The sequence below is a fragment of the Microbacterium nymphoidis genome, assembly GCF_021044885.1.
In the GTDB taxonomy this organism is placed as follows: Bacteria; Actinomycetota; Actinomycetes; order Actinomycetales; family Microbacteriaceae; genus Microbacterium; species Microbacterium nymphoidis.
The window spans coordinates 46680-62507 of record NZ_JAJNOD010000003.1; the positions used below are offsets into that span (position 1 = coordinate 46680).

A 15828-nucleotide genomic window follows, 5' to 3' on the forward strand; every position below is an offset into this window, starting at 1 on the left:
TTGAGCGACACCATCGTTGCACGACCAGGCTATTCGATAGATCTCGCCACGCTTGAAGCTGCCGTCTCCGAAGCCTTCTTGACAGGCGTGACTTCAGCTACTGTCGATGACGCACTCGTCGATCGTCTTCTCCGCTACGCGGACATCATGTCCCATTCGACAATTCCCGCTCATCGAGAGGCCGCCTACAACCTCATCGCGCTCTTACGCGAGATCGACGAGCTGGTTGGGCTGTCCGATCGAGGGAGCGCACGCGTGACGGCTGTGGCGACCGCTGTTCTCATTGAACTCGGAAACTTCCCGGGCCTGCGGACTCTAACGAATGTCACGGAGAGCACGTACGCACTCCCCGTTTCGAGGGGAGTGCTCCGCGCTGCCAAAGAAGTGACGCAGGCGACAAAGCGTGGGACTCAGACGCTTACCGACACGCAGTTCCAGATTGCGGAGCGGATGCGCGGCGAAGACTTCTTTAGCTTCTCGGGCCCGACGTCGCTCGGGAAATCTTTCATCCTGAAGGATGCGATCTACGACATCGTACGGCGTCCGGCTCTTGACCAGCATTGCGTCGTCGTGCTCGTACCTACGAAAGCACTCATAGGGCAGACAGCGGCGGACCTTCGCGAGCTGCTACGCGACGTTCCGGAGGTCAACGTTGCAACCTTCCCGTCGTTGCCCCTCTTTCTTCGCAAGACTTATCCTCGAACGATCTTCGTCCTCACGCCGGAGCGCCTTCTCCGCTACCTGTCGAATCCGGTTCGCGACATCGACTACTTGATCGTAGATGAGGCTCAAAAGGTCATCGCAAAGAAGGACGCTCGCTCATCGATCTACTACCACGCTATCGTCGAGACGATCCGCCGGTTCGCGACAAAGCTTGTCTTCGCTTCGCCAAGTATCGAGAACCCGCAGCTCTTCCTCGAGCTCTTCGGGAAGGCATCAAACGGTGCGCTCGCCGTCCGGGAGCGTACCGTTGCGCAGCAGCGCTACTTCGTTGATCTCATAGATCGCAAGCAGTACTACCTGTCTGGTGCGGGAGGGGGTGAGGAACTGCTCGAGGTCTCCCCGACTGCGAGGACCGCGATCGAGCTCATCACCTCGCTCAGCCGCTCGCGCAAGTCGATCGTGTACATCAACAGCTCAGCTAAGTCCGCGGATTTCGCGCTCGAACTTGCCGAAGTGCTTCCAAAGGTGAGCGACCCGCGAATCGACGCCGTGATCAAGTTCGCGAAAGAGCACATTCACAAGGACTACTTCCTGGCGGATACGCTCGCTCATGGTGTCGCCTTCCATCATGGCAAGATGCCCCAAGAAGTGCGCGAGCGGGTCGAGGAGTGCTTCTCCGACCCCGACTCGCCGCTGCGCTTCGTCGTGTGCACTTCGACGCTTCTTGAAGGTGTCAACCTGCCTGCGAAGAACATATTCGTTCTAAACGACACACATGGTCCAGCAGGATTTGGCAAGATCGACTTCGAGAATTTGGCGGGCCGCGCCGGACGTCTGACGTACGACTTTTCCGGCAACGTCATCTGCGTCCGGTACGAGCAGAACGGTTGGAGTGAGTCGCGGCAGGAGCTCATTCCACGAGGTGAACCAATCATCGCCGAGAGCTTCCTCGTTGATCCTGGCCGCACGCGCAAGGACTTTACCGACATCGGTTACGTCCTTCGTGGTGAAAAGCTCCCCGGCAAACCATCAAGCGACGCGAAGCGGACCGTTGAGCAGTACGCCTCGATCCTGCTGCTGCATGTCCTCGGCAAGCAGCAGACTCCCCTCCGTGCCCTCTTCCTGGAGAAGGTCACCGACGGGGCAAAACTGCTGGACAAAGCAGTCTCAGGCTTCACAGGATCGGAGGAGGTGCTGCGTCGGTCGCCGGGTATCCAGCCGAAGTACCAGAGTGCGGCATGGGGCGAGCTGATGACTGGCGCGGCTGGTCCACTCATTCCGTCGGACACGCCGGAGCTCACGTTTGAACTTTTCGAAGCGGTGCTTGCGCGCCTCGGCCGCGTATATAACTGGATCATCGAGGAGTCCGGCGGTAAGGATCCACTCGTGCCAAAGGAAGAGCCCGGCTACTCCGCTCGGCTTCGGTATTGGGCAACGCTCATGACTTACTGGGTTGAGGGAGACCCGCTCGTTCTCGTGATCAGTCGAGCAATCCGGTACCACGCCAAGCAAGGCGTGGTGAAGTATCACGATTACTCGGTTTCTCCGTACCTCATCGAGGAGCCGTTCAAAGCTGGAGACCAGAAGCAGATCAACCGGATCATCGAGGAGACGATGCGCGACCTCGAAACGGGTCTGCGCTTCAAGATAATCAGCTACCTGGAAAACTACTTCGATCTCACAGTCGAGGCACTCGGACCCGCGAATGCGGGCATGAACGTCGCCAAGCTTGTGGAGTATGGATCGAGTGATCCGAAGGTTATCAACCTGCAAGAGGTTGGGTTCACGCGCGGTGTTTCGCTTGATTTGCTCAGCAAGTACACGAAGTACCTTGCATTTACTGTGGACGATGAGCTCGAGAAGGTGGATCTCGATGGGCTAATTGCTGAGCCGGAAATCGCGGAGGACGTGATGGCGGAGCTCGAAAACATTCTTCGGAAGGCGCCGCCCGCATCTACGACGGTCGAACTGTGATGAATGACCATTGGTGGTTTAGTCTAGTCGCGGAGTCGCAGTTCGCGACTGAGCTCGTGCGATCTGGGATCGGTCGTGTCTGTTCGCTTCCCATGAGTGAGGATCGACCCGGTGGTCCAGCTGGATACGATGAGACCTACCCGCTGAACGTCGGCCTGCATATGTACACAAGCGGGCTTGAACGACTCTGCAAGCTGGCCCTCGCGTGTTATGGGTACGCGACGACAGGGGAGTTCCCCAAAGTGAGGAAGTACTCCCATCAGCTGAGCGACCTCCTCAACGCAGTTGAACAGCTCGACATGAGTTCGTTCGAGTCTTATCACCCCGAGTACCTCAAGCGACCGGACGACGAGTTCGGCGACGATCTTGTCGAATGGATGGAGCGATACGCCTCCGGCAGCGGCCGATACGAACTCCTCGATTCGCTAACGCGCGACGACGTAGAAATCCTGACATGGGATGTCTGGGTTCAGTTCTGCTCGCGCGGCGTTGTCTCTAAGGACGTGCAGGAGAGTATAGATCTTCGCTACGCGATGGGTGAGGCGCTTGGGGAGGTGATGGTTGCTAGTGACCTCGAGAGCGTTTCTTACCCGTTCTGGGAGAGCGCCTCGCGTTCGTTTCATGCGCCGGCGGTTGCCGTCGGGCTCGCGATGTATCGTCGCGCGCGATGGGCAGCGGAGACTATCGGCTCGGTGACTCATTACACCGGCAAGGGCCTCCCGATTCTACGTGAGGTCGTGAACGTACTCACCCAAACGACAGAAGACTTCTTCACCTACGAGGTCGCAGGCATCTCCGATCGCGAACCTGTGGCCGAGGAGCTTGCGCGTTACTTCAAGTCATTCGTCTCATCAGAGGGCGAGGGCGGCTGGGAGGCTAGCGCGGAGCCCTCAGTCAATGAGGCCGGCTCTCAATAGATGACGTACTGCGCATCACACTTAGTGCTTGAGCCGGAGAAAATGTCGTCGGCGGACTGCCTCTGATAGGTCGAATCGCTCAGTCGGAATGGGGTGTATTCGGCGTCCTCGGGAAGACGGAAGCCCGCGCGTGGGCATTGAGTGCGGTCGATAAGTTGATTTCAGGTTCGCCTCTGCTGCTGCCATTGCGATACCTGTCGAATCCCCTCTGCGGACCTCCTGGTCTGAGTTACCGGTCGAAGTAATAGGAATGGGGAGTCCTATGACCAGCGCGGTGTATCAATTTAGCGGAAACGTGAGCCCGCTCTTGGTCATGGCCACGGTGCCCGCCAAGTTGGTGTGTGTTCGCCAATCATCGCGGCCATGCGCGCCACCGCGGCGTCCGCATCCGGATGTCCCTGTGTCGGAAGGGTCCTCCGATGCAGGATGAACGCGACGGCGTCCGCGAGTTGCACTCCAGGACTGTCCTTTGAGTTGACGAAGTGCATGGAGTCGATCACCGAGACCAGCTGGCGTCCAGGCACGGCGCCCGACGCCCACGATTGCATGTCTCGCACCATGTCGACCGCTCGCAGCTGATATTCCTTGGCCTCATCAGCGATGATGATTCGCAGTGCCTGAGCGGTTCGCCACCGGTCGAGCTTTTCCAACAGGAACTGCAGGGCAAGCAAGTAGGCGTTGTCGTCGTAGGCTCCATTATGACGAGCGTGCAGTCGCGCCTTGTCGATCGAAGCGTGTACGACGGAGATGCTGAGTTCGTCGAGTACTCCGACGAGGCCTTCGAATGCTGCGAGAAGCGCGGGAGGCTCCTTTCCCGTCCATGGTCCCCGGGCATTCCAGATTTCGTTGGCATGAAACTCGAACCCCGCGGGTATCCAGCCGAGATGCTCTATCGCGAGCGTCCGCAGACGCTCCGCCAGAGGCTGCACCGCCGCTTCATCCACAACCACAGCTACGAGGGTAAGGTGCGGCTGCCTCCGTGCTCCGCGTCCCACGGACCCTGTCTCATCGAGGTATACAAGCTCCGCCACGTCTGAATGATGACAGCTTGGCGTGCTGAAACGCCTCACTCCGATAGCCGTGTCGCGGTTTGAAGAGTTTCAACTGTCGCGCGTTGTGGGTCGATCAGCGGCGCGCTAGATCCGCGTGAGCGGTGTTGACAGGGTGGAAGGGATCGGTGATCGCGCTCAGAATAGTTCGTGATCCATCGAGCGTGCTGTCCACGCTGCCAACCGTAGGGGTGTCCGATCAAGGATTGATGACCGGCCATGCCGCTGCCCTGAAGTCGCTGGCCGATGCCCCTAGAGTCGAGACATCGCGCTTGTTCAGATCATCAACCGTGTTGAACGAGGATCCACGAGTCCTCTCGGGGACCAGAAGGGACCAGAATCATGCAAACCATACATCTCGTGACGTCTTCTGCGTGATCCTGAGCCCCGGAATCATGCAGATTTCGGCTCTGGCGGAAGCGCCCGGACGCCTGGGGCCGAGGGCTCGCAGGTTCAATTCCGACAGAATGCCGTCATCTCGAGTTGGGCTCAGGAATCACGGCAGAACCGAGCGCTCTAGGTTCGACACACCGCGCGCAACGAAGCCGCAGGTCGTCGATGACTGACTAGACCTGCATGCTCCCGGGCGCAGAGTCCCGCACGCTGACGTGAGCCGCTCACTATCGACCGTACCCCTCACCTAACCAAAAGCTCATCCACCCCCGGCAGACGCTCGAGCACCGAGATCCCCGCGATTTCCTGCGCAACCTCCTCCGCAGCGCTGGTGAGATGCGCATGAAGGATGGCAACCGCTCGTTCCCCGTCGTGATCCGACATGGCTTCGACCATCTGCGCGTGCTGCTCGTCGTGCTGGCGGCGGATCGGCGAGCTGGCGAATGAGATGTCCCGGTACCGGGCGGTGTTGCGCCAGCCGGGCACCAGGGCCCGCACCAGCCAGGAGTTCTGGCAGGTCTCGTAGAGGAGGAAGTGGAAGCGCTCATGCGCGCTGATCATCGCGTACGCGTCTTCCTTCGCGACCGCCTCCATGCGTTCCTCGTTCGCCGAGAGAGCCGCTTTTGCGTCATCTTCGGTGAAATTCGGGGCGCCGAGGCGGAGCGCGAGCGTCTCCAGGTAGAGCCGACTCCGGTAGGTCTCCACGAGATCGTCGATGCTGAGTTCTCGCACCTGGGCACCGCGGTTGGGGAGCATCTCCACGATGCCGAGCGATGCCAGCTCACGGATCGCTTCCCGCACCGGCATCATGGAGACCCCGAGATCGGTTGCCACCTCGTTGAGGCGGATGAAGGACCCGGGTGGGTACGCACCCTCCAGGATGCGCATGTAGAGCTCGGTCGCGACGAAGTCGACGCTCGATCGCGGCGGCGCAGTCCGGCATCTGTCCATCCTGGCGGCCGGCTCAGTGACAGCATCGGGCCACGCGTGCTCGTACGCGGGGGAGCGGCGGTGACGGCGGTGACGGCGCTGCTCATCGCGATCGGTCACGATCACTGACCGTTCGCGGTGGTGCTCGCACTGGTGGCGCTGCTCGGACTCGGCTTCGGCGCGCTCGCCGCACCGACGTTCGCCAGCCTGTATCGCGTGCTGCCCAAGGCATCCATTGCGCAGGGCACGGCGGCGCTGTTCATCATGGTGCAGTTGTTCGCCTCGGCGGGCGTGACCCTCGTGGGCTTCCTGACGGAGGCCTCTGCCAACCCCGCGTCCAGCGCCTACTTCGTGGTCGCGGGCGTGGCAGCGGTCGTGACGGGGGTCGCGTCCCTCATGCCCGCAGCCCCGGAGCGTCCCGCGGTCGCGGCATAGTCCTAGGCGACACGCACGCCGAGGGGCGTGTGTCGGTCGAGGGGGTACTCCCGAGGCCTCAACCGCATCGCAGCCGCGCGGACGCGGGTCGGAGCAACAGGAACAGCGCGACCACGGGGAAGAGGAACAGCCAGAGGTTCGGCGCCCACCAGGCGAGGTCGAACTCGCAGCGGATGGCCCAGAAGTTCAGGGCCATGAGCCCGGCGGCCGCCGTCAGGGAGAGGGAGACCAGCATCAGGCTCCGGCCGGCCGGATACCCGCAGCGGGAGAGGGGGAGGCTCAGCAGGCCGGTCGTGATGGCGATGAGGTCGAGGCCGAAGAACGACCAGTTCCAGTCCTTCATGATCTGCCCGCCACCGACCGAGAGGACGCCTGCGGCCGTCGCGACCCAGTATGCGAGAAAGCCGAGATCGGTCCACAGCATCGTCGCCTTCACTCGCCGCGTCAGGCGGTCCTCCCGCGGCCGGTCAGTCATCGGTGGCCTCATCGATGAGGCGGGTCAGCCGGGACTTCAGCTCGGCTGCGGTGGGTGCATCCGGCTGGGCCAGATCGGCGAACGCCGCGAGCCACCAGCCGTCCATCGTGAGCCGGATCAGCGTGCTCGTCGTGGGATCGATGCCGTCGTCTTCGATCATCGACTGCCAGCGTTCGAAGTGCCGGCGCAGGATCGCCAGCATGCTTGTGTCCACGGCCACCGTCGCAACGAGCGCTGCGGCGATGCGGCCCGATCCTTCCCCCGGAAGCGCTGCGGCGATGTACGCGCGGGTCCGGGCCCCGGGGGCATCGCCCGCGCGTTCGAGGGCCTGATCGAAGCCGCCCACCGCGTGATCGATCAGGCCTTCCAGGAGGGCCTGCTTGGACGCGAAGTGATAGCGCAGTCCGCCCACGCTGAGGCCGGCTTCCGCGGCGACGCGACTGATCGTGAAAGCCTCGACGCCGTCGCGGATCAGCGCGGTCGCGGCGGCAGTGAGGATCCCGTCGCGGACGGCTGGTGTCTCCTTGTGCATGCGTTTACTGTACCGCACGTGCGGTACAGTAAACGCCTCGCGCCGCAATCGGAGAGGAGAAGGCGAATGCTCGTATGGCTGATGCTCGGGGGAGCGATCCTGCTGGAGGTGGTGGCCACGCTGTCTCTGAAAGCCTCGGACGGACTCACGCGGTGGCCGTGGCTCATCCCCGTTGTCGGGGGCTACGTCGGTGCCTTCGTGATGCTGTCCCAGGTGCTGCGCCTGGGCATGCGCGTGGGCACCGCATATGCGACCTGGGCGGGGGCAGGGGTGGCGCTGACCGCGGTTCTCGCCTGGGTGGTCTTCGGGGAACGCCTCACGTGGACGATGGGCGCGGGGCTGGTTCTCATCGTGGCCGGAGTCGCGCTGGTCGAGCTCGGTGGGGTGACGGAGTGACGTGCGGGGCCCGCACATTCTGGAACGCAACGCGAATCCCGGATTAGAGTCGTCGTCGTGACCCCAGAGGACCTTCACCGCCCCGTCGGCATCTTCGACGCGGGGATCGGCAGCTACGATCTCGTGCGCCGGATCCGTGCCGCCTATCCGCAGCAGGACGTGCTGTACCTCGCGGATCGCGCGAGCTTCCCGTACGGAGCGCAGAGCGAATCGTCGCTCCTGGACAGTGTGAGCCGCGCGGCCCGTGCTCTGGAGCGTCTCGGTGCGAGCTCGATCATCCTGGCCTCCAATGCGCCGAGCGTAACGGTGCTCGAACCTCTGCGCGAGCGGTTGAGCGGCCCGATCCTGGGCGTCGTGCCGCCGGTGCGTGCGGCCCTCGCCGCCCTGCCCGACGACCGGACCCTCGTCGTCGCCGGCGCAAGCGTGCTCGTGCATAGTGAATCGCTGGAGCGCCTGATCGCCATGGAGGCCGGTGACGACGCGGACCGCGTGCACGCCGTTCCCGCCGACGCGCTGATCGCCCTCGTCGAGTCCGGGGCATTCCTCGACCGCGCGCAGGTCGCGCAGCCCATCGCCGACTTCCTCGCGGCGCTTCGTGATCAGCACCCGCGCCTGGGTGGGCTGTCGCTGTCGAGCACTCATCTGCCGTGGCTCGCTCCCGCGATCGCGCAGGAGGCGCCGGACCTCTTCCTGTTCGATCCCGCCGACCAGGTCGTCGCCGAGTTCGCGCCGCTGGCTACGCCGGGGGAGGGCAGGCTGGTATCTCTCGCGACGGAATCGCCGAGCCACCCCCTCGCCGAGTTCCAGTCGATGCTGCAGCGCATGCGGCTGGACATCACACCCACGCTGGTTGAGCTCTGACGGGCCGATGGCCCGGCTCGCGGCGGCGAATCAGCGGCGGGGTGTGAGGAGGAGCCGGCATGACTGCCACCGTGGATCTGCGCGTGCGGTTCTCCGTCGATGACGACGAACTCGGCCGTCTCCATGCCCGCGCCTTCGGAAGCCCCGACGCGGGCACCACGCCCTGGCGGGCCCGCCTCGAGCGGCACAGCGTGGCGTGGGTGGGTGCCTTCGACGGGAACGAACTGGTCGGATTCGTCCATGCCTGCGGCGACGGCGGAACCCACGCGTTCGTGCTGGACACGATCGTCGATCCCGGACACCAGCGGCGGGGAATCGCGTCAGCGCTGATCCACACACTGCGGGCCGAGGTCACCGCCGCGGGATATTCCTGGCTGCACGTGGACTACGAACCCGCGCTCGAATCCTTCTATGCGTCCTGCGGATTCCGCAGCACGCTGGCGGGGCTCATCCGCCTGGACTGATCTTCGGAGGCTGATGAACCGTTCATCGCGCGCAACTCGCTCCTATCCCGCAGGTTCTGGAGCCAATCGCGCGCAATGAAACGGGGCAGGCGACCGTTCGGAGATCTCGCAGCGCGGCGTCGATAGCGTGGACGATCATGAGCGACCACTTCGATCAGCTCCCGATGCTGCCGATCGTCATCCCCTTCGGCATCCTCGTCTTCGGGCTTCTGCTGTGGCGGCTAGCCGTCATCCGTCTGGTCAGCCCCGGCCGGGTCGCTGTCGCGGCCGCGCTCGCCGTGTATGCAGCAGGAATCGTCGCGAACACCGTCTTTCCGATCTACGCGAACGTCAGCCCCCGCTCCGAGCCCTGGTACTCCGGCGTGGTATTCGTCCCGTTCGCCGACTACGAGATCGGGGATGCGGTGCTCAACGCCCTCATCTTCGTGCCGCTCAGCATGCTGCTGACCATGGTGCTCGCACGACCGACCTGGTGGAAGGTCCTCATCGCGGTGACCGCGACGAGCCTCGGGATCGAGGTCACGCAGCTCGCCGTGCAGGAGCTGTTCGGCGGCGGTCACATCGCGGACGCCAGCGACCTCGTCAGCAACGTCACCGGCGGCATGCTGGGTTACGGCCTGCTGGTGCTGCTCATGCGCGTGCCCGCGCTGGCGCGTCTGATCGCGCACTTTCGCTGGGCTCCCGTCGTCGGAACGACCGAGGCGGTGTCGCTCCGATCCTGACATCACCCGGGAAGCACCGTGTGAGGGCAGTCCGTGTCCCCGGGGTGCTGGAGCCCGCTCGCGCGAGCGGATTCACGAGCAGTCCGAGCCGGCAGAGGGTGTGGCCTCCAGCCTCCACGTGGGGACGTTGCAGAGGGGAAATCAGCGGAGCACGGGAGGTCTCCCGGTTCGCGGCGCTGGAACACGCGGCCGGGCTCCGTGCTCCGATCGCACGCTCACGCGGATGCGTCGCAGCGTCGTCGCCGGGGCACGCGGTGAAGCGCACGGACGCGTCACCGCACGACGGTGATCTCCGACCTGCTCACGGAGGGCCAGCGCGCGAGGGCGCTCAGTACCCGCCGTCGTGATGCCTCGATGTGGGTGCGCAGGAATTCTGCGCTGCGCTCCGCATCGCGGGCCTCGACGAAGCGCACGACGTCCCGAAGTGCGCTCACGCGGCCGCCGAGTTCGTCGAACTCGGACTGGATGACCAGCCGCCAGACGCGGCTGAGCTCGCCGATGAGACGACGGTGCGCGGCGATGAGGTAGGGGTTCTCCGTGGCGTCGGCGAGCAGCGTGAAGATGTGCAGGGCAGCATCGATCGCGGCCAGCAGGTTGTCGCGCGTCGCGGCGTCGTCGTCGGGAACCACGTGGGCGCTCAGACGTGATCCGTTCTCGACCACCCGTGCGAGCTGGTCGTCGGGCAGGGCGGGAATCCCGGTGCGGGCGATCTCGGGAGCGAGCAGCGCCCAGAAGTCGAAGAGCTTGCCCACGGAGTGCAGCGACAGCGGTGCGACGACCGACCCCTGGCGCGGTTGCGTGATCAGCAGTCCCTCCTGGTCGAGGCGCGTCATCGCATTGCGCACAGCTGCCATGCTCATGCCGAGGTCGGCGACCAGCCCGCGCTCCGTCACCTTCTCGCCTGGTGCGAGCCGGCACGACAGGATGTCGTCTCGGATCCGGTTGTAAGCCACCTCAGACAGTGGAAGCTCGCTTCCTGTCGCCGCGCGCTGCGCCGATGCGGACATCCAGCCACCCTCCCGTCAGATCGCTCGCGCGGCTCCGGCCGCCGCGCCTTCGAACACAGATTACCCCTCTTGCGATCCCTGATTCGCAGTCGTAACATCTGAAACATGCTTACGTGACATGTCACGATGTTTCCACGACTCGCGTCGTGAATCTGAAGGAGCAAGAGATGAAGTTCGTCACCTTCCACCGCCCCGGGGACCTGAGCCCGCGCCTCGGCGTCGACAACAACGATGGTGAGACCTACACAGACCTCACCGCTCGCTATCCCGACGACCCGGCATTCGCGTCCATGCTCGCTCTGATCGACGGGGGAGAGCGCGCGCTCGACCGCGCGGCGGAGGCGTACCAGCAGATCGACGAGTCCGCTCTGGTGATGCGCGATGTCGTCACTCTGCTCGCTCCCTTCACTCCGCGGCGTATGCGCGACTGCGGACTGATGGTCAGCCATTTGCGACAGAGCATCTCCCGGACCGCTCACTGGCTCACGGAGAACACCCGGACTCCGCACTCGTACGGCGAGTTCTATCGGCAGATGGACGACGCGTTCAACACGCTCTACGACCCCTCCACCCCGGTGCAGTTCGCGGAACGCGACCCCGCCACGGTATCCGCACCGAACGCCGTCCTGGAGTGGCCCGCCGACAGCGAGTACCTGGACTACGAGCTCGAACTCGCGGCCGTCATCGGGACCACGGGCTCGAACATCGCGCCTGAGAATGCCGAGTCGCACATCTTCGGCTACACCGTCTACAACGACTGGTCGCTGCGCGACGTCCAGGCGCGCAACGCCCTGGCCGGAGCCGGAGCGCACGGGAACGCGAAGGACTTCGCGCACTCCAACCCGTTCGGACCCTGCGTGGTCACGCGGGACGAGATCGGCGATCCCGGTGCGCTGCGCATGAGCGTGCGCGTGAACGGTGAGGTGTGGGGCGAGGGCTCTTCCTCGCAGATGCTGCACTCCTTCCCCGAAGCGGTGGTCCAGCTAAGCGCACGCGAAGAGATCGTCGCCGGCGAGGTGTGGGGGACCGGAACCGTGCGCAACGGGTCGTCCTTCGAGATCGGTCGACGCCTGCCGCGCCCGGCCCTCGTCGAGCTCGACATCGAGAAGATCGGCGTTCTGACCCAGTACGTCGTACCGAAGCCGTAACAACCGCGAACAGGAGAGAGAAATGAACGCAGCAGCACCCGCCCTGGAAGGCGACCCTCGCCTCATCCGCCTGAGCGATGACGTCTACGTCTTCGGCACCTATCCGTACTCGGGCCTCGTGGTCACCGACGAGGGCTGTGTCGCCATCGACGGTCCCATGTCGCCGGGACGGGCGGCCATCTGGAAGGAGTTCATCGAGACCAAGGGGGCGCTGCGCTTCCAGATCTACTGTGAGCACCACTCCGATCACGCCGTGTCCGCACCCATCCTGCAGCCCGAGGTTCTCATCACCTCCGAGACCACCGCGGCGGGCCTCGACAGCGACGAGGCCGCTCGTGAGGCCATGCGCACCTGGGGCTACTATCCGGACTCCGATCCGGCGTTCATCGATGCCTTCGAGATGGCCCGGCCCACGATGACGTATCGCGGACGGATGAACTTCGCGCTCGGCGGTAAGCGATTCACGCTGTTCGAGGCGCCGGGACACACCATGGGATCGACCATCGTGCATGCCGTCGACGACCGGGTCGCCTTCATCGCCGACACCGGCACCACCCCCGCCATCCAGTCGGGCAATCCGATCTCCTGGCTCACGACGATCGCGCTCCTGGAGACACTCGACGTCGACTGGTACGTCCAGGGGCACTCCGACCCGCTCAAGCGCGAGGACCTGCACTACTGGCGCACGAAGCTGCTCGCCGCGCTCGATCAGGCCCGTGTCGATCACGCCGAGGGGGTCACGCCCCAGCAGGTCGCCGAACGCGGCGGTGTGCTCTCGGTTGCCGAGCTGCTGCACGTGCCCTTCGTCGGTCGCGAGGACATGCCGCCGCGACTGCGCGAGGCGGCCGGACGGGAGCTGCAGGAGTGGAGCGTCGATCGGATGTACGAGGCTCTTCGTGCGCACCCCACCGACGCGCCGGGCGCTGCTCTGGGGCCCGTGCTGCGAGAGATCGTCTGATCCGCCGGGCATGCTGCGGGCTCGCTCTCGCAGCATGCCCGCTCACACAGGAAGAGTGCGCATGAGTCACAATGCCCACATCGCCGGCGTCGGCATGACGCCGTTCGGGGTGCACGAGAACGACACGGTCGGCGGTCTCACGGCTCGCGCCGTGAATGACGCACTGCACGATGCGGGGATCGCCGTCGCCGAGATCGACAGCGTCTTCTTCGCCAACGCTACGCAGGGCGCTCTGGAGGGTCAGCTGATGGTGCCCGGCCAGGTCGCACTGCGGCGAATGGGCTTCGAGCGCGTTCCGGTCTTCAACGTCGAGAACGCGTGTGCGAGCGGATCGTCCGCGCTCAGCCTCGCCATCACCAGCGTGCGGGCCGGGGAATCGGAGATCGCGCTCGCGGTGGGCGTCGAGAAGATGAACGTCGGCGACCGGATGCGCAGCATGACCGTTTTCGACGGCGCGTACGACGTCTCGGATCCCGCCGCCCTCGATCGCATCCTTCGCGACCTCGGTGGCGAGGTCGATCTGAGCGCCGTGGGCCCGCGCAGCAGATTCATGGACATCTACGCGGCCATGGCACGCTCCCACATGGCCGCCTACGGCTCCACGCAGCGTCAGCTCGCGGCCGTGGCGGCGAAGAACCACCGACATTCGGTGGCGAACCCGCTGGCGCACTTCCGCCGCGACATGAGCATCGAAGACGTGCTCGCCGGGCGTCCGCTCGGGTTTCCGCTCACCGTGCCCATGTGCTCGCCTCTCACCGACGGCGCCGCGGCGGTGATCGTGTGCAGTGAGCCCGTGGCGCGTCGGCTGGCCGGCGATCGCAGCATCGAAGTGCTCGCCTGTGCGGTGGGAACGGGCACCACTCGCGCACCGGACGATTTCTCCCGTCACGTCACGCGCCTCGCGGGGCAGCGCGCGTTCGAGAGCGCCGGCGTGGGCCCCGCAGAGGTCGACGTGGCAGAAGTGCACGACGCGACCGCCTTCGGCGAGGTGCTGGTGAGCGAGCTGCTGGGACTGGTCGCGATGGGGGAGGGCGGGCCGGCTGCGGAAGCCGGAGTAACCTCGCTCGGCGGGCGGATCCCGATCAACACCTCCGGCGGCCTGGAATCCAAGGGCCACCCGCTCGCCGCGACCGGACTCGGTCAGGTGTTCGAACTCGTCACACAGCTGCGCGGCGAGGCCGGAGCCCGCCAGGTGGACGGTGCGCGTATCGCGCTGGCGGAGAACGGCGGCGGATTCGTGGCCGGGGAAGAGGCCGTCGCGGTCGTCACGATTCTGCAGAACCGGCGGCGATGATGCCGTCACGATCATGAGAGGACACGGATGTCGGTCATCGACCTGTTCGACCGGGGCTGGCGCCAGAACCCTGCCGGTACCGCCTACGTCATGGGCGAACGCCACTGGACCTACGACGAGGCGGGCGAGCTCAGTTGCCGCATCGCCCACGCACTGCTGGACGCTGGACTGCCGGCACACGTGCACGCGGCCGTGCTCGCCCCCAACGACCCTGTGGCGTGGATCTGCGTGCTCGGCATCTGGCGGGCGGGGAAGACCTGGGTGCCGCTTCACCCCGGCGAGCCATCGGCGACCACCGCGCAGCTGATGCGGCGCTTCGACTGCACCGTGCTGTTCTTCCACAGCACGATGCGCGACGAGGTGCGCCAGATCATCGAGCTGGTTCCCGGCATCCGCCTCACCGTGTGCATCGATGCGGACGAGGGCGACACGTTCCCGTCGCTCGATGTGTGGACGCGGCACCAGCCCCCGACGAGACCGGTGGTCGGCTACGACCCCGACGACATCGTGATGATCTCACCCACGGGCGGCACGACCGGACTGCCCAAGGGTGTGATGAACAGCCATCGTTCGCTGACGAATGCGTGTGCCCACCATCTCCTCGCCTTCCGGTACGCGGAGCCGGATCCGAAGGTGAACCTCGCGGCCGCGCCGTTGACGCACACCGCGGGAGTGCTGAGCCTGCAGACCACCGCCCGCGGCGGCACCGTCGTGCTGATCGAGCGGGCGGACCCCGCCTCCGTGGTGGAGGCGATCGAGCGCTTCGGGGTCACCGACCTGTTCCTTCCGCCGACCGCGATCTACCGTCTGCTGGACTGGCTCGACGGACAGACCCGTGATTTCTCATCGCTGCGTTATCTGGCCCATGGCGCAGCGCCCATGTCGGTCGAGAAACTGAAGCGTGCGATCGAGGTCTTCGGCCCGGTCCTGATGGGCGGATACGGCCAGACCGAGGCCTTCGCGGCGATCTCCTTCGCGACGCCCGAGGACCGCTTCGTGGACGGCCAGCTGGCCCCCGACGACAGACTGAACAGCTGCGGGAGGCCGGGGCCGCTGTTGTCGGTCGAGATCCGCGACGACGACGCGCATCCCGTCGGCGTCGGTGTGAGCGGGGAGATCTGCGTACGCGGAGACCTGGTCATGCGCGGCTACTACAACGACCCGGAGAAGACCGCCGAGACGATCGTCGACGGCTGGCTGCACACCGGCGACATCGGCCACATCGACGCCGATGGCTACCTGTCGGTCACGGATCGCAAGAAGGACCTCATCATTTCCGGCGGCTTCAACGTCTACCCGAGCGAGGTGGAGCAGGTGATCTGGAGCCACCCCGCGGTGAACGACTGCGCGGTGATCGGCGCGCCGCACGACGACTGGGGGGAGATGGTCGTCGCTGTCGTGGAGCTGTCACCGGGACGCAGCGTGACGCCGGAGGAGCTGATCGCGTGGGCGAAGGCTGGTCTCGGCAGCGTGCGGGCGCCGAAACGGGTCGATATCGTCGAGCAGCTTCCGCGCAGCGGGACGGGCAAGGTGCTGAAGCGTGCGGTGCGCGAGTCGTACTGGACCGCCAGCGGCCGACGCATCTAGGGACGATCGCTCTGACGCTGGAA

The 15828-nt window shown here is 65.1% G+C and carries 16 protein-coding genes; 11 read left to right on the forward strand and 5 right to left on the reverse strand.

Features of this window, described 5'->3' with window-relative positions:
- Complete coding sequence (locus tag LQ566_RS11920) at positions 1-2637, forward strand: DEAD/DEAH box helicase (protein WP_231091928.1); 2637 nt, start codon at positions 1-3, stop codon at positions 2635-2637.
- 92 nt (positions 2638-2729) lie between these two features.
- Positions 2730-3554 carry a hypothetical protein gene (locus LQ566_RS11925; RefSeq protein ID WP_231091929.1) on the forward strand — a complete coding sequence of 275 codons (825 nt, stop codon included), beginning with the start codon at positions 2730-2732 and terminating at the stop codon, positions 3552-3554.
- 311 nt (positions 3555-3865) lie between these two features.
- On the opposite strand, the gene LQ566_RS11930 is transcribed toward LQ566_RS11925, so the two are convergent.
- Positions 3866-4624 (reverse strand): DUF3800 domain-containing protein, encoded by a 759-nt coding sequence (locus LQ566_RS11930; protein WP_308070905.1) that lies wholly within the window; start codon positions 4622-4624, stop codon positions 3866-3868.
- A 615-nt stretch (positions 4625-5239) separates the two neighbouring features.
- On the reverse strand, positions 5240-6046 hold the full coding sequence (locus LQ566_RS11935) for a GntR family transcriptional regulator (RefSeq protein WP_231091930.1): 807 nt from the start codon (positions 6044-6046) through the stop codon (positions 5240-5242).
- Positions 6047-6064: 18 nt separating this feature from the next.
- Between LQ566_RS11935 and LQ566_RS11940 the strand changes: the two genes are divergently transcribed.
- Positions 6065-6361: a hypothetical protein gene (locus tag LQ566_RS11940; RefSeq protein ID WP_231091931.1), complete on the forward strand. Its 297-nt coding sequence runs from the start codon at positions 6065-6067 to the stop codon at positions 6359-6361.
- A 58-nt stretch (positions 6362-6419) separates the two neighbouring features.
- On the opposite strand, the gene LQ566_RS11945 is transcribed toward LQ566_RS11940, so the two are convergent.
- Together LQ566_RS11945 and LQ566_RS11950 are read right to left on the reverse strand one after the other, a co-directional pair.
- On the reverse strand, positions 6420-6836 hold the full coding sequence (locus tag LQ566_RS11945) for a DUF5360 family protein (RefSeq protein WP_231091932.1): 417 nt from the start codon (positions 6834-6836) through the stop codon (positions 6420-6422).
- Positions 6829-7368, reverse strand: a complete 540-nt coding sequence (locus tag LQ566_RS11950) for a TetR/AcrR family transcriptional regulator (RefSeq protein ID WP_231091933.1) — start codon at positions 7366-7368, stop codon at positions 6829-6831. The genes LQ566_RS11945 and LQ566_RS11950 overlap by 8 nt, the downstream gene beginning before the upstream one ends.
- 66 nt (positions 7369-7434) lie before the next feature.
- Between LQ566_RS11950 and LQ566_RS11955 the strand changes: the two genes are divergently transcribed.
- The 4 genes from LQ566_RS11955 to LQ566_RS11970 all read left to right on the forward strand — a co-directional run bounded on the left by LQ566_RS11955 (position 7435) and on the right by LQ566_RS11970 (position 9811).
- Entirely contained in the window at positions 7435-7764 is a 330-nt protein-coding gene (locus tag LQ566_RS11955) for a DMT family transporter (RefSeq protein WP_231091934.1), read from the forward strand.
- Positions 7765-7821: 57 nt separating this feature from the next.
- The gene (locus LQ566_RS11960; RefSeq protein WP_231091935.1) at positions 7822-8625 is read left to right on the forward strand and encodes a glutamate racemase; all 804 of its coding nucleotides are present in this window, start codon (positions 7822-7824) and stop codon (positions 8623-8625) included.
- 59 nt (positions 8626-8684) lie between these two features.
- Entirely contained in the window at positions 8685-9089 is a 405-nt protein-coding gene (locus LQ566_RS11965; protein WP_231091936.1) for a GNAT family N-acetyltransferase, read from the forward strand.
- A 137-nt stretch (positions 9090-9226) separates the two neighbouring features.
- Positions 9227-9811: a VanZ family protein gene (locus LQ566_RS11970; protein WP_231091937.1), complete on the forward strand. Its 585-nt coding sequence runs from the start codon at positions 9227-9229 to the stop codon at positions 9809-9811.
- Between the two features lie 272 nt (positions 9812-10083).
- On the opposite strand, the gene LQ566_RS11975 is transcribed toward LQ566_RS11970, so the two are convergent.
- Entirely contained in the window at positions 10084-10818 is a 735-nt protein-coding gene (locus LQ566_RS11975; RefSeq protein ID WP_231091938.1) for a GntR family transcriptional regulator, read from the reverse strand.
- A 167-nt stretch (positions 10819-10985) separates the two neighbouring features.
- Here LQ566_RS11975 and LQ566_RS11980 point away from each other — a divergent pair, with 167 nt between their 5' ends.
- The 4 genes from LQ566_RS11980 to LQ566_RS11995 all read left to right on the forward strand — a co-directional run bounded on the left by LQ566_RS11980 (position 10986) and on the right by LQ566_RS11995 (position 15805).
- A complete protein-coding gene (locus LQ566_RS11980; RefSeq protein ID WP_231091939.1) occupies positions 10986-11966 on the forward strand; it encodes a fumarylacetoacetate hydrolase family protein in 981 nt (326 codons plus the stop codon).
- A gap of 22 nt (positions 11967-11988) precedes the next feature.
- Positions 11989-12924: an MBL fold metallo-hydrolase gene (locus LQ566_RS11985; protein WP_231091940.1), complete on the forward strand. Its 936-nt coding sequence runs from the start codon at positions 11989-11991 to the stop codon at positions 12922-12924.
- A 61-nt stretch (positions 12925-12985) separates the two neighbouring features.
- Positions 12986-14218: a thiolase family protein gene (locus LQ566_RS11990; RefSeq protein WP_231091941.1), complete on the forward strand. Its 1233-nt coding sequence runs from the start codon at positions 12986-12988 to the stop codon at positions 14216-14218.
- A gap of 27 nt (positions 14219-14245) precedes the next feature.
- A complete protein-coding gene (locus LQ566_RS11995) occupies positions 14246-15805 on the forward strand; it encodes a class I adenylate-forming enzyme family protein (RefSeq protein WP_231091942.1) in 1560 nt (519 codons plus the stop codon).
- Positions 15806-15828 lie beyond the last annotated feature (23 nt).